This window comes from Cellvibrio sp. PSBB006 (assembly GCF_002162135.1).
Lineage (GTDB): Bacteria > Pseudomonadota > Gammaproteobacteria > Pseudomonadales > Cellvibrionaceae > Cellvibrio.
The window spans coordinates 3,190,164-3,204,519 of sequence record NZ_CP021382.1 but is presented as its reverse complement, the minus strand read 5'-3'; the positions used below and the strand labels follow the sequence as shown (position 1 = coordinate 3,204,519).

The 14,356-nt window shown below is 51.1% G+C and carries 10 protein-coding genes; 6 read left to right on the top strand and 4 right to left on the bottom strand.

Annotated elements, in window-relative coordinates; translation table 11 throughout:
* Positions 1-80: 80 nt before the first annotated feature.
* Positions 81-1,574: a tryptophan halogenase family protein gene (locus tag CBR65_RS13205; protein ID WP_087467282.1), complete on the top strand. Its 1,494-nt coding sequence runs from the start codon at positions 81-83 to the stop codon at positions 1,572-1,574.
* Positions 1,575-1,652: 78 nt separating this feature from the next.
* Here CBR65_RS13205 and CBR65_RS13200 read toward each other — a convergent pair whose 3' ends face one another.
* Positions 1,653-4,610, bottom strand: coding sequence for a TonB-dependent receptor (locus tag CBR65_RS13200; RefSeq protein WP_087467281.1), 2,958 nt, complete (start codon positions 4,608-4,610; stop codon positions 1,653-1,655).
* A 751-nt stretch (positions 4,611-5,361) separates the two neighbouring features.
* Between CBR65_RS13200 and zigA the strand changes: the two genes are divergently transcribed.
* The 3 genes from zigA (at position 5,362) to CBR65_RS13185 (ending at position 8,337) form a co-directional block, all read left to right on the top strand.
* Positions 5,362-6,564 (top strand): zinc metallochaperone GTPase ZigA, encoded by a 1,203-nt coding sequence (gene zigA / locus CBR65_RS13195; RefSeq protein WP_087467280.1) that lies wholly within the window; start codon positions 5,362-5,364, stop codon positions 6,562-6,564.
* Positions 6,565-6,664: 100 nt separating this feature from the next.
* Positions 6,665-7,285 (top strand): DUF2796 domain-containing protein, encoded by a 621-nt coding sequence (locus CBR65_RS13190; protein WP_087467279.1) that lies wholly within the window; start codon positions 6,665-6,667, stop codon positions 7,283-7,285.
* A gap of 47 nt (positions 7,286-7,332) precedes the next feature.
* Complete coding sequence (locus CBR65_RS13185; protein WP_087467278.1) at positions 7,333-8,337, top strand: GTP-binding protein; 1,005 nt, start codon at positions 7,333-7,335, stop codon at positions 8,335-8,337.
* Positions 8,338-8,743: 406 nt separating this feature from the next.
* On the opposite strand, the gene CBR65_RS13180 is transcribed toward CBR65_RS13185, so the two are convergent.
* On the bottom strand, positions 8,744-9,385 hold the full coding sequence (locus CBR65_RS13180) for a DUF3299 domain-containing protein (protein WP_087467277.1): 642 nt from the start codon (positions 9,383-9,385) through the stop codon (positions 8,744-8,746).
* 112 nt (positions 9,386-9,497) lie between these two features.
* Between CBR65_RS13180 and CBR65_RS13175 the strand changes: the two genes are divergently transcribed.
* Both CBR65_RS13175 and CBR65_RS13170 read left to right on the top strand, forming a co-directional pair.
* Entirely contained in the window at positions 9,498-10,202 is a 705-nt protein-coding gene (locus CBR65_RS13175; protein WP_198300974.1) for an ABC transporter ATP-binding protein, read from the top strand.
* A complete protein-coding gene (locus CBR65_RS13170) occupies positions 10,192-11,448 on the top strand; it encodes an ABC transporter permease (protein ID WP_087467276.1) in 1,257 nt (418 codons plus the stop codon). Before CBR65_RS13175 ends, CBR65_RS13170 begins: the two co-directional genes overlap by 11 nt.
* Before the next feature lie 3 nt (positions 11,449-11,451).
* On the opposite strand, the gene CBR65_RS13165 is transcribed toward CBR65_RS13170, so the two are convergent.
* Complete coding sequence (locus tag CBR65_RS13165) at positions 11,452-13,545, bottom strand: ATP-binding protein (protein ID WP_087467275.1); 2,094 nt, start codon at positions 13,543-13,545, stop codon at positions 11,452-11,454.
* A gap of 2 nt (positions 13,546-13,547) precedes the next feature.
* Positions 13,548-14,246 (bottom strand): proteobacterial dedicated sortase system response regulator, encoded by a 699-nt coding sequence (pdsR, locus tag CBR65_RS13160; protein WP_087467274.1) that lies wholly within the window; start codon positions 14,244-14,246, stop codon positions 13,548-13,550.
* Positions 14,247-14,356: the final 110 nt, after the last annotated feature.

Below are 14,356 nucleotides of genomic sequence, written 5' to 3'. Positions count from 1 at the left end.
CGAATTTATTCTTCAGGTGTCGTTGAGACTCTTCGCTATCCGTGGGAAAATTTGCACTCATACCTGACGATGAGTACCACATGATCAACGATATTCTTATTCTGGGTGGTGGTTCTGCCGGCTGGATGACTGCCATGATTATGGCCCGGGCCTGGGCGAAGAAAAATATTCGCATCACGCTGCTTGAATCTGCCGAGGTTGGCACAATTGGTGTCGGTGAAGGATCGACACCGGCATTGAAAAATTTCTTCGATAAGATGGGTATTGCCGAAGCGGAATGGATGCCAGAGTGCAATGCCACTTATAAATGCGGCATTACCTTTGCAGATTGGTCAACGCGGCCTGGCTTTAACAAGTATTATCATCCGTTTCCCTCTGTGGTCGACAGTCACACCTTGCCGATTTTTATACACCAGGCGCAGCAGCGACTGGCAGGTATGGATGTTGATGCGCATCCCAATCGTTTTTTTCTCTCTCACCACCTGGCCGAGAAATCTCTCGCGCCCAAAGCCCATTATCACTTTCCCTTTGATACGCAATACGGTTATCACTTTGATGCGGTTTTGCTGGGCCGTTTTCTGCGGAAAAAAGCAACGGAGATGGGCGTTGTGCACCGCGAGCTGCATGTAAAGGACGTGATACAGGATGATGCTGGAAATCTCCGGCAATTGGTGGCTGACACGGGTGAAATAGTAACGGCCGATTTTTTTGTAGATGCCAGTGGGTTCTCCGGTCTGTTGATACAAAAAACCTTGCAAATCCCTTTCGTCAGTTACTCACAGCAACTATTCAACGATGCCGCTGTTGCAATCCCGTCGGTGATTACCGAAAAAATTCCCACGCAAACACGCGCTACTGCGTTGCGCCATGGCTGGGCCTGGCAGATTCCGTTGACCAACCGCTTCGGTAACGGTTACGTCTACAGCTCTGCCTTTTGTTCGGCTGACGATGCTGAACTTGAACTCCGTAAGCATCTGAGCTTATCGGACAATGATATTCCGGTTCGCCATTTGAAGATGAAAGTCGGCCGGGTAACGCAGCATTGGCACAAAAACTGTTTGGCCGTAGGCCTGGCGCAGGGCTTCATCGAACCTCTGGAAGCAACAGCATTATTTTTGATTCAACAAACTGTCGCGATCTTTGTAGAGCTGTTTCAACAGGGAGGTTTTACCGATCGCCTGCAGCACGTATTTAATGAACGCATCAACAATCAGTTTGATGGCACCCGTGATTATATTGTGACGCATTACAAAACCAGCTCACGTCAGGACTCGGAATACTGGCGAGCGAATACCGCCAATCCTGATGATGTCTCTGATTCATTGCGTGAGTTATATCGCTGTTGGAAACGCGGCGGTAACCTGGCTGCGGAAATCCAACGGCAGGATATTGCAAAGTATTATCCGGCATCCTCCTGGTACTGCATCTTCGCCGGCATGGGAATCTTTCCTCCCGTGCAACGAGGGGCTGATGCTTCAGCATATGATTTGAATCAACTGGATGATTTTCTAACGCGCTGTGCGTTGAATTATGACGATCATCGAACAGTCCTGGCGCAATTGCGACAAGCATAAAAAAACCCCGCAAAGCGGGGTTGAAGCGTGGTCCGGAATCATTGCTATGCACAATCATTCCATTCCTGATGAACAATATTAGAAGGTTGCGCGAACACCGAGAGTGTAGCGAGCCTCGTAAATATTCTGATTAACTACTACATCTTCCCACTGCATATAAGTTTCTTCGTACTCTTCAGTGATGTTAGTGCCTTGCAGGTAAACAGACACAGTGTCATTGATGTCGTAGCTGACCGATGCATCGATATAACTCGTCGGTGCCGACCACCAGGCTGCCGGGCTGCCATCATTCCAGGCGCGACCGATGAAACGCTCACTGCGGTAGTTGTAAGCAAGGCGCGCTTGCCATGAATCGTACTCGTACCAGAGCACCGCGTTAATTTGATCTTCGGAATTATCGGCCATGGGCATGGTTGCGCCATAGAAGTCTTTCTCGCCGCCTTCCGCATCCGTGAAGGTGTAGTTCAGATTCATACCCAAACCGCTGAAGGCACCGGGCAGGAAGTCAAACGCCTGTTGGTAGTTGATTTCATAACCTTTCACCACGCCACCTTCGACGTTGTCGCGAATGGTCAGGTCGATGGTTTCGCCGGGTCGGCGGTTAACGCCATCGGAGTCCGGTACCGTCGGAATTTGTACGGAGCTGGTGGCGATAAAGGTTTCGATATCGAGATAGAAAATGCCGGCGCTGAGCAACGATGATTCATTGAAGTACCACTCGTAACTCAAATCCCAGTTATCGGAACGCCATGGGTCCATATTCGGGTTGCCGTTCTGGGTTGCGCTGACTACTTCGAACACACCGAGCTCGGGATTGTTGTTGGTGGTGTACACCAAGCCAAGGCCAAGATCATCCGCGTTCAACTGCGACATTGTCTTGGTAAAGGCCAAACGCAATTTGGTGGTGTCTGAGGTGTCCCAAGCGATGTTGAAACGTGGCAATACATCATCAAAACTGCGGTCAGTCACGTTGGTGCCAACGATGTCCGGAGCAACACCATCGGTCACTGGATAAACCACGCCGTCAATGGTGGCTTGGGTTTTATCAACGGCTGGCACAAATTGCGTAATGTTCAGGTTGGTTTCAACATACTGCACGCCCAGGTTTGCCTGGAACGGAAATACCATTTCGCCCTCAATGTTGCCCTGGATGTAGAAGGTGTGCGTCTCGTCCTCAACGATATAACTCTGTGCACCGTCTTTACGCTGGATATTGCCGCTGTAGAGCGACTCCTGGAACGCGAAGTTGTCTTCCATCGCCTTCGGATCAATAAAGTAGTAGCTGTTGCCATCGCTGGCGGGGCCAAAGTCATTTTGGGTGTGAATGTATCCCATATCATCCAGCTCTTCAAAGCTGAAGGTTCTGCCGAGGGTGTCTCCGCCCTGACTTACCGCAATACCGGAATCTTTCCATTTGGAGTAAACAGTCACTGGGTTGCCGTCGGCATCATTTTCAGTGAAAGGAGATATCAGATCGTACTGATCACGTTCAATCTGACGATCAGCGTATCGATATCCGAAATCCAGGCTGGCGGATTCATTGATATCAAAGATGCCGTCAAAGCGGAATACATCCAGCTCCGATTCTTCGTTGCGATTCTGGGCGGAGAAGGTGGACACCAGGCCGTAACTGTTGATGTCTTGCCCAAAGCCTTCCGGATAGATCATGCGCGGATGTTCGCCGGAAAAATCTGCCGTCACAGGTACGCGCTCCGGTCCCCAGCCATTGGGGTTTACGGGAGCAGTCACGCCATCATTTACAGTCACCAAGCCGGACTGAGCGCCGCTGGTTAACTGCGCATCGGCGATGCTGGCGGTGTGGTCGTTGCTTGCTTCGCCGTGCAGATAGCGGACGCTACCACGGAAGTTGTCGCTGAACTCGATGTTGGATTGCAGGTTGATGTTCAACGACTCGCGCTCGTCCATGATGGTTTGGGACGAGGCGATTACGCGTAGCGCATCAAGATGGGTAATGCTTGAGGTATAGAAGTCCTTACCATTACCGCCAGCACTCGGTCCGCGATTGATCAGGGTATCGGGATCGGGCGTCACCCAATCGTATTGCGCCCAGGAGTTGTCGGCGATGAGGCCGTTGACATAATCGCCCTGGTCCATCTTGGTATAGAACACATCAGCCAGCACCTCTACGCGGTCACTCGCCTGGAACTGGAAGGAACTGGAGACACCCAGGCGCTCACGCTCAGCCACGCGGTTGGTGACGCCGTAGTCGATGGTTCCAAAAACCTGATCGTTAAAATCGCCGTCGCCGGTCAGGTCGGTATTAACCCCCGTGGGTTGGCCCGGCCAGTCGGCGTCGTTTTCGTTATAGCCCCGGAACCACCAGTCGGAATACATCCCATAACGATAGTTGGCCAAGGTGGCATCGGAGGTGGTCAGGGTGAACAGCGCACCAAAGTCTTCGCCGTTATTGAAGCCAGCAAAGCCGGAGATCTTGTGGCCAATATCGTCATCTGTGTACTGCCCCTGCGAACCTTCAGCGGAGCCGGCGAAGGTCCAGCCTTCGTCCAGGTCGAAGGGACGACGGGTTTTCATATTGATAGTGCCCGACACACCTGCTGCAAGGGTGCTGGCTTGAGAAGATTTGATCACGTCCACGCCGGAAAGAAGTTCAGCCGGAATATCGGTGAAGTCAGGTTGGGCGGTGGTGATCGAGCCGGCGCTCAGGAACTGTTCGCCATTCAGGAGTGTACTGACTTGTGGCATGCCGCGTACGTTGACGGTGGAACCTTCGCCAGCGGTGCGGCGGATCTGAATGCCTGGAACACGCTGCAATGAGTCGGCAATAGTGACGTCGGGCAGTTTACCTATATCTTCAGCGCTGATGGCATCCACGACAGAAGGCGCGTTGCGTTTTACGTCGGCGGAACGGGTGAGTGAGCTTCGAATACCCGTCACAACAACTTCTTCCACCATGCCGGTGTCTTCCTGGGCCTGCACCATACCAACGGAACCAAAAGCTACGGCGGCAATACAGGAGGACAACAAACTCTTTCTGAAGCGGGAAGGCTGCATCATGTTTAACTCCTCGAATTATTAGGGGGTGTTATTGATTTTTATATCAACGGGCTCCGGCAGCCTGGTTGAAGGGAGAGCAGATAAAGAATGGTTGGATTTATGATTATCTTGCGTCCCGGCTGACCGGTGGACTTTGATTGGGGCCGTACGATAGTTGAAACCGATTACATATTCAATCGGGAATGTTACATATTTATAATATTTAACACATGGTGTGGCGATTTTTCAGGGTTAGACGAAGTAAGCGTGGTGGCGGCTAAATCGAGAATAAAAGTTATTCAACGTATTGATTATTAATATATTTATGAAAGTTGTCGATCGGTGGAATTTAACTGAATGCGGGCATAGGAACGTTATACAACTCCTGACGTATTAGTCAACATTGTCTGATCAAAAAAAGAAAACGATTACAAAAACTCACGAATTTTTACGTTGCGCTGAAGAATGCCGAGGCGCCGGATGGACAGCATCATGCTGGCTGGTCAGCTATCGAAGGCTTGCGTCACGGAATTTATATGTTATGTTATAACATCAATTTCAGAATGCTCTGTGAGAAGTACAGATGAATGAAGCTGCATTGACGCCCCAGTCTTTACTGCGTATGCCTTACAAGGACTATATGAATCTGCAACAACAACTGTTGTGACCCACGGCTGAACTTTGCGCAGAAGAAAAAGCGTGTCAAGAACACCTGGAGCGTAATCTCGCTCAGCGCCATCTTTAACATTCAACGATTACCTGGATTGGAATCATGCAAAAATCGCTTCCCGTTACACTGCTCTCCGGCTTTCTCGGTGCCGGCAAAACCACGGTACTGAATCACATTCTCAATAATCGCGCGGACTTGCGCGTGGCGGTTATTGTGAATGACATGAGTGAAATCAATATCGATGCCGCGCTGGTAAAAAATCAGGTGCAACTACATCGCGCCGAAGAAAAACTGGTGGAGATGAGCAACGGTTGTATTTGTTGCACCTTGCGTGAAGATTTGCTGGTTGAAATAAATCGCCTGGCCAGCGAGGGACGTTTTGATTATCTGGTGATTGAATCTACCGGCATTTCCGAACCGCTGCCCGTGGCCGAAACCTTTACTTTTGAAGATGAAGACGGCAATAGCCTGTCGCAGGTTGCGCGCCTCGATACCATGGTCACTGTGGTGGATGCGGTAAATTTCCTGCGTGATTTTTACGAAGCGCAATATTTGCAGGAAACCGGCGAGCATTTAGGTGATGAAGATCAACGCAATGTTGCAGATTTATTGGTGGATCAAATTGAATTTTGTGATGTGCTGTTAATCAGCAAAACTGACCTGGTAGATGCTGACACACTTGCCGAACTGCAAGCGGTATTACACAAACTGAATCCGGATGCTGACATTGTACCGATAACAAAAGGCCAGGTGCCGTTGGATCGTGTGCTGAATACCGGCCGATTTAATTTTGATAAAGCGCAACAGGCGCCGGGTTGGTTAAAGGAAATGCGCGGCGAACATCTGCCGGAAACGGAGGAATACGGCATCAGCAGTTTTAGCTATCACGCGCGTCGCCCCTTCCATCCGCAAAAATTGCACGACTTCTTTTTTAATCCGGTTATGACGGGCAAGCTCCTGCGCTCGAAAGGATTTTTCTGGCTCGCCAGCCGTCCGCAGATCGCAGCACAGTGGAGTCAGGCGGGCGGTATTGCGCAACACGGCGCAGCGGGAATGTTCTGGAAGTCCATCCCCGAAGAACACTGGCCGGAAGATCCGGAACATCGCCAATATATTATGGATAAATGGCAGGAGCCCTTTGGCGATATGCGCCAGGAACTGGTATTTATCGGGCAGGGGTTGCACGCAGATGAAGTAATCCAACGGCTGAATGAGTGTCTGTTAAATGATGAAGAATTATTGGCAGGGCAATCTCTCTGGAAAACCTTGCCCGATCCTTTTCCGGAGTGGCAAATAGACTCTTGAGTTAAATAGGTCAGGTTATCATGCGCACGGATAAGCTTTTTATTGTGACTACAATAACCTTGCGGGCCGCTCTGGCTTACCAGTTTTCCTGAGAGGAACCATGCAAATAATAAAATACATAACATCTCTGTTTGCGATAGTTGCCCTGCTAAGTGCCTGCGAAAAATCACCCGCACCCGCAGAGCCATCCGCCAACCACGCGCTGGATAAAACCACGGTTGCTGCTCATCATCATGATGACCATGACCATGACCATGACCACAGCTATCGCGACCTGGGAGCACATCAACATGGCGCGGCGGAGATGACGCTGGTGCTCGAAGGATCACTACTCAGCATCAATCTCAATCTGCCGGCCATGGATGTACTGGGCTTTGAACGGGCGGCAAAAACGGAGCAGGAACAACATCAACTTGGTAAGGCGGTAGCGGATCTGCGTGATGCGAAAAAAATGCTGACGTTAACGCCGGCAGCGCTGTGTGAATTAAGTGATGCCGAGATGCAATCCGGTTTGTTAAGCACCGAACAAGCGGGGAACGGCCATGCAGACTTTCTGGTGTATTACGAATTCACTTGCCAGGCGCCGGAGAAATTATCCTCTGTCGATGCGTCGGTTTTTAACCGCTATCCCAGTATCACCGCGCTGCAATTAACCTGGATTATCGACGCGCAGCAAGGGCTGGAAACCCTGTCACCGGATAACGCCACATTTCATTTTTAAAATCCCTTGCGTTACCATGCATCGCCTTATCAATCTACAGGTGATCTATGCGCAACGCGATTCCAACCAATATCATCACCGGATTCCTCGGCGTGGGGAAAACCACCGCCATTACCCATTTGTTACGCCACAAACCGGCGGACCAGGTGTGGTCGGTACTGGTCAATGAATTCGGTGAAATCGGCATCGACGGCGCCATGCTCAAAAGTGTCAACGCTCATGTGCGCGAAGTGCCCGGCGGTTGCATTTGCTGTGTAGCCGGCTTACCCATGAAGATCGCGCTCAATATGATGATCGCCACCACCAAGCCGGATCGCATTCTGATAGAACCCACCGGCCTCGGTCACCCGGAAGAAATCATCAACACCTTAACTGGCGAATATTACGATACGGTGCTGGATTTGCGCGCAACCCTGACACTGGTCGACCCACGAAAACTCACCGACGAACGCTACACCACCAACGCCAACTTCCAAGATCAACTGGCCGTAGCCGACGTGATTGTTGCCAACAAAACTGATTGCTGCGACGCGCAGGATCGCGAAAATTTCAATCAACTCCTGCAAAGCTTCGAGCCGCCCAAACAACTTTCCGCCTGGGTGGAGCAGGGTGCTATCGAGGCCGATTGGCTGGATCTACCGCGCACTCCTCGCACTTCAAAAAATCCGCAAGCGCATCGCAATAATTCACTCAGCCCGCAACGCGAGTTTTACAACTCTGCTATTCAGTTGCCGCAGGATAAAGATTTTATTCGTCGGGATAATCAGGGGCAGGGCTACTACAGCTGCGGTTGGTTGTTTCGGCCGGACTGGCAATTTAATTTCAATTTATTATTTTTGTTGATGACGGGTTTGTCGGTAGTCCGTGCAAAAGCGGTGATGAGTACCGATCAGGGTGTGCATGTGTTTAATTCTGAAAACGGGGTACTAAGCGTTAATCAATTGGATCAATCATTGGCAGGGGATATTCTTGATAGCCGTATAGAGCTTATTGATGATCAAGTAATTAATGCGGAAGAGTTTGAGGCGCAGTTGTTGGCAATAAAAATATAAATTAGTGAAGTTTTTGAGAAGTCATTTGCGGGTTATGGACTCCGGTGTTTCCTCTGAGACACGCCGTGAACCCATCCCTGGGGGCTCGGCACCAGCATCCTTGCTGGTGACGGTCTCAGAGGAAACACCGGAATCCATCGGCAAGTGTGGTGGTATAAATTAGAACAAAAGAAAAGCAAACTTGACGCTAATAAGATGTGAGTTTGGCGTTGGGTACATAGGTTCGGAACCCTCAATTCAGGGATGAATTGAGGGAGCTACAGGGACGATTCATTCGCCACATCCCTGTGGCTCACCCTGCGGGCAGCTTCGCTGTGCAAATTGGCTTCCTGCCAATTTGTCATGCGCTTCCGAACCTATGTACCCAACGACGAACGTACTACGAAGTCGAATGCTTCCCGTCTTGTTATTCCTCCGTATACTCCACCATCGAATCCACTTTCATACTATAAGCCGCCAATCCCAACTCATGCTCATGGGTTTCAATCTTCACCGTCCCACTCAGCCAATACGGCGTATACAAATCCTCCAACGTAAAACCCTGCGGATACTCAACATAAATTAACTGATTCGGCGGTGGTGGCGGAACGTGAATGCAGGCTCCGAAATACGGAACCAGAAAAAACGACGTGATAACTTGCTCATCGTCATACTCCAGCGGCACGATATAACCCGCCAGGCGGATCTTGGTATTGTTAAACTCCGGCCGCACGCGGGTAGACGTTAACGCATCCTGCCAGGTGCGTCCGCCGGATGGCTTGGCCATGGCCTGTTCTATTGCACTGGTCACCTGATTTTCAAAACTGCTGGTGGTGGTTTGGGGCGAGTTGTTGTTGGTCGGCTGATCCATGGCCAGCTCTTCTTCGCTCAATGCGGTGTGGTCCACCTGCGGCATGTTCATCAACAGCTTCAGGTCTTCTTCCGGCATCAAATCAGTCCACTCAATGGTGCGTGGAGACTTGGTGTTCGCAGAAGGGGTTTGTGCGAGGCAAACACTGCTGCACAAGGCAATTAACAGAACGACTGAACAAAGCGGATGTCTTGGCATAGGAGTGATTCAACAGGTTTAGGGACAATAGGTTTAAGGACAATGTGGGTTATGATAAGGCAAGTCTTCGACATCCTGTCTATAAAAAATTCCGGCTGAACAAATTTTTGTGATGATGATAAATACCAAACCTGCTTTTGCCCTGCGCGACCTCAATTTTCGGTGGTCGGCTACCGAGCCGCCTCTGGTGCAGATTCCCGTGCTGGATATTGCGCGTGGCGAACGCGTATTTTTGTATGGCCCCTCCGGTTCCGGCAAGACGACCTTGCTGAATTTGTTGGCTGGGGTTATCAAACCTCAGAGCGGGCAGCTACAGGCGTTGGGGCAGTCGTTTGATCAACTCTCGCAGCGTCAGCGTGACAAGTTTCGTGCGCGTCACATCGGTGTCATCTTTCAGCAATTCAATCTTATTCCTTATCTTGACCTGTTGGATAATGTGTTACTGAGTGCACATTTTGCCGGTATACCGTTACTGCCTGCGCGACAACGCGCACAACAATTGCTGGATGCATTAGGATTATCGAAAAGCCTGCTCAACCAATCCGCGCGACAGCTCAGTGTCGGTCAACAGCAACGCGTAGCGGTGGCACGGGCGCTGGTAACGCAACCGGAGATCTTGATTGCCGATGAGCCAACCTCGGCGTTGGATAGCGATAGCCGCGCCGCCTTTATGCAAGTGTTGTTGGACACGGCCGCTGAGATTAATTGCACCATCGTGTTTGTCAGCCATGACCGCAGCTTACAAACTTTTTTTTCGCGCGCGCTGGATATTCGTGATCTCGATAAACCGCTTACGAGGACTGCGTATGCTGATTAAACTGGCGCGCCTCAGTGTGTGCAATCGCCGCACCACCGCATCCCTGACCTTGGCTTCATTAATTATCAGCGTAGCGCTGGTATTGGGCATTGATCATCTGCGTGTTCAGGCGAAGAAAAGTTTCAGCCAAACCTTGTCGGGCACGGATCTGATTGTCGGTGCACGCTCCGGGCAATTAAATTTACTCTTGTATTCCGTATTCCGCATTGGCAATGCCACCAACAATATTACCTGGCAAAGTTTTCAGGAGTTAAGTCGTCACAGTGCGGTGGAGTGGACCGTACCATTGTCCTTAGGTGATTCCCATCGTGGCTTTCGCGTGTTGGGTACGACGGCCGCGTACTTCGAACATTATCGTTACGGTCAACAGCGGCCACTGATATTTGCCGAAGGAAAAATATTTAATGGCGTTTACGACGCGGTGCTTGGTGCTGAGGTCGCACGCAAATTGAATTATCAGGTGGGCGATGAGCTGGTATTAGCCCACGGTAGCGGTGCGGTAAATTTGCATCACCACGATGACAAACCCTTCCGCGTAACTGGCATTTTGCAACCGACCGGCACGCCGGTGGATCGCACGGTACATATCAGTCTGGCGGGTATTGAGGCGATTCATCTCGACTGGCAACAGGGCATGCCGATTCCCGGCAATACGATTTCGGCAGAAGCGGCATTACAGCAGGATCTTACGCCCAAAAATATCACCGCAATGCTTGTGGGGTTAAAATCCCGCGCCGCGACCTTCACCGTGCAACGCCAGGTAAACCAATATCCGCAAGAGCCTTTGATGGCGATACTGCCCGGTGTTGCACTTACTGAACTCTGGCAAATGTTAAGCGTGGTGGAAAACGTGTTGTACCTGATTTCCATCATGGTGTTGTTGGCTGTGTTGATCGGCATGATGACCAGCTTGTTGGCATCTATGAATGAACGGCAACGGGAGATTGCTATCCTGCGCGCGGTAGGTGCCGGTGCAGGTTATTTATTTTTACTGATTGAACTGGAAGTTTTGTTGTTGATCGTGCTCGCACTGGCCGGCGGCGTTTTATTATTGACCGGTAGCTTGTGGATCGCGCAACCCATGTTGGCAGACCAGTTTGGTTTATTTATTGACATCAATCCTCTACAGCCGCAGACGTTTTACTTACTCGGCGGTATTGTCGGTCTGGCGATGCTGATGGGGTTGATCCCCGCGTTAAGTGCCTATCGTCGCGCGTTAAGCGACGGGCTGGCACAGCGTTTGTAATTTTTAAAGCGTATAACTGATAGCCGGCGGAAAGATAACTTCAAACTCCACGCCGCTGTTATCAGCACGATTGCGCGCACTGACCCGCGCGTGATGCACCTCGACAATCAAACGCACGATATGTAAACCCAGCCCCAGGTGGATTTTGTTGTCGTTGTGTTTATCTTTGGATTCACGAATAGACACCAGCGAGTCGAATAACTGGCTCTGCATCTTTTGTGGTAACAAGGGGCCATCGTTGCTCACGGTAAGCACAACCTGATCCTTGAGTTTGCGCAGTGAAAAAACAATTTTCCCTTCGGGTGGACAAAAATCGCAGGCGTTGTCGAACAGCTTGTCGATCATCTGCACAATCAAATCGGCAGAGCCGTGAATAACAAACGACTCGTTGGCAGGAATATCCGACACGACGTGTTGTTGCGCAATATCCCGATAGGCAAGCGTCAGTTCATGAATCACTTTTTCCAGCGGAACCGGTTCCATCTCGGTGGTACGAATGCTTTCTTCTACGCGGCTCGCGGAGCTGATCGCGTTGAGGATAGCGGAAAGCCGTTGCGAGCCTTCCTGTGCCCGCGTCGCAAACACTTTGGCTTGCGCATCCAGTTTTTCATTATCGAGATTGTCGAGTGAACTGCGCACCACCGCGAGCGGCGTGCGTAGTTCATGGGACAGCTTGTTGGAAAGGGTGCGTAAGTAATCCGTGTATTCCTGCAAGCGGGCCAAGAGTTGTGCGTAGCTGCGATTCAGATCACCAATCTCATCCTGTGCCTTGGATACCGGAAATTGATTCTCCAGTTTTCCGTCCTCGCGCATGGCGGTGTCAGCCGCTTCACTCAAGCGGCGAATGCGCAACGACAACCAGGTTGCATAAGCCACTAGTCCTGCGCCGGCAACCAGCGTCGCCAGCAAGGTATAAAACATCAAGCGTTGAAATGCATTGTTGGTGAGCGACAGAATACTGGCACTGGTTTGTTCAACCACCACGGTTCCGATGATGCGCGTCTGGCGCACGACCGGCACAACAGCGCGGCCCAAATTGTGTACACCATACTGATACCAGGTGCGTGCGTTATCGCCGTTGAGTGCCTGCTGAATTTCCGGTGCATCCAGGCGGCCGGTAAATTGCGGTGTATCCAGCGGTGGCAAATCAGTGCGGGTAAACAAATTGCGCATCAGCCAGGCCAGCAATCCATTTTCCTCGACGGGTAATTTAGTCGGTGATTGCAAGCGACCGGCTTCGGCAATCAGCCATTGATTGCGGCCGGTTATGCGTAAGCGCAAATCCTGCCCGGCAAATACATTCAGGGCGTCCGCGAGCACGGCATTTTGTTTTACCAAAGGTTTGGGATTATCCGTGCGTTTTATTGTGCCCAACCAAGCGCCGGCGGTTGTCGCATCACTGACCGTGCTGTGATTGACCGCCGCCACACTTAAATAACCGTGGGTCATGGTGAGTGGTAATTGCAACTCCAGTTGATAACCCTGCTCGCGCTCCTGCCACACGCCTTTGATGCGATGTTCGCGCACATAACGTGTAATGCGTTCACCATAGTCGTTGTAGTCGAGCGTTGCCGCGTGCGCATTGATCATGCCCGGTGCGCTGGTGTTGATAACAAAATCCTGCGCATTGCCTTCTGTGTCGTGCATGCGCAATACCAGATGATCGCTTTGGGTCGGCGATTCAAAGCCGGGGTTGTAATACACAATGTTTGCATCATCGACACGGGCAAACAGGTACAAATCCTTGTCGTGGCTGGCGGCTTGCAGATGGAATGAAAAGATAGAATTTTCCCAGGCTAATCCATCGAATTCGCGATGGCGCCATTCATCGTCGTAACCGTCGAGTATGGCTGGTGCGGGAAAAGGATGCGCGTAGATTTGATCGATGGCATAAACCTGGGCCGCCGGTTGTTGCAGTTCTTCCAATAGCGCCGGCTCGTTGCTGATGCGATTGGCTACCGCTTGCGCGCTGGCCAATAGTGCAATGCTTTGGCCCTGACGCAACGCATCTTCCATCTCGCGAATATATTGGCAACCAGCCCAGGGCAAACTCAGCCCGAGCAAACTCACCAGCAATAATTGTCGACGCAAACGCATGGTTATTGTTCGTCCCAGCGGTAGCCCATGCCGTAAGCGGTTTTTACCGCATCAAATTGTTCATCAAGGCGCAGGAATTTCTTGCGAATGCGTTTGACGTGCGAGGTAATGGTATTGTCATCGAGCACGACGTTGGCCGCGTCCATCAATTGCTGGCGGTTTTTTACGTGGCCGGGATGCTTGCTGAGCGCGTGGACGATCCACAATTCCGTCACCGTCAGGTCTACCGGTTGTTCATCCCAGTGCGCGCTCATGCGATCCATGTTCAACAATAATTTTCCGCGTTGCAGAATTTCTTCACTGGGTTGCGCGTCGGGTTTGCGCAGGGCATCCACGCGCCGAAACAAGGCCACGATGCGCGCGAGCATATGGGGTTGGCTGATATCTTTGGTGAGGTAATCATCGGCGCCCAGACGCAAACCGGATACCACATCAAATTCACTGTCGCGCGCGGTTAAAAAAATAATCGGCAAGGCTGGCGCTTTACTGCGCAGGTCGCGGCACAATTCAAACCCGCCTTCAATGTCATCTCCCAAACCCACATCAATGATCGCCAAATCCGGCAGGCTTTTATTAAACGCAGCCAAGGCGTCAGGGCGGTTGTGGTAGAGACTCACGCTGTAACCCTGGCGGGTGAGCGCATCGCGGTAGTTATGGGCGAGGGCGATTTCGTCTTCAACGATGGCGATGTGGCGGGCCATGGGTGTCCTTTGCGGTTGATAGGGTGGTGTCGGATTACGCCGCGGTGCGGCTAATGCGACCTACGAATGGTGATGGATTTTAATGGAGAAAAATGGCTGTGAAAGGTTTT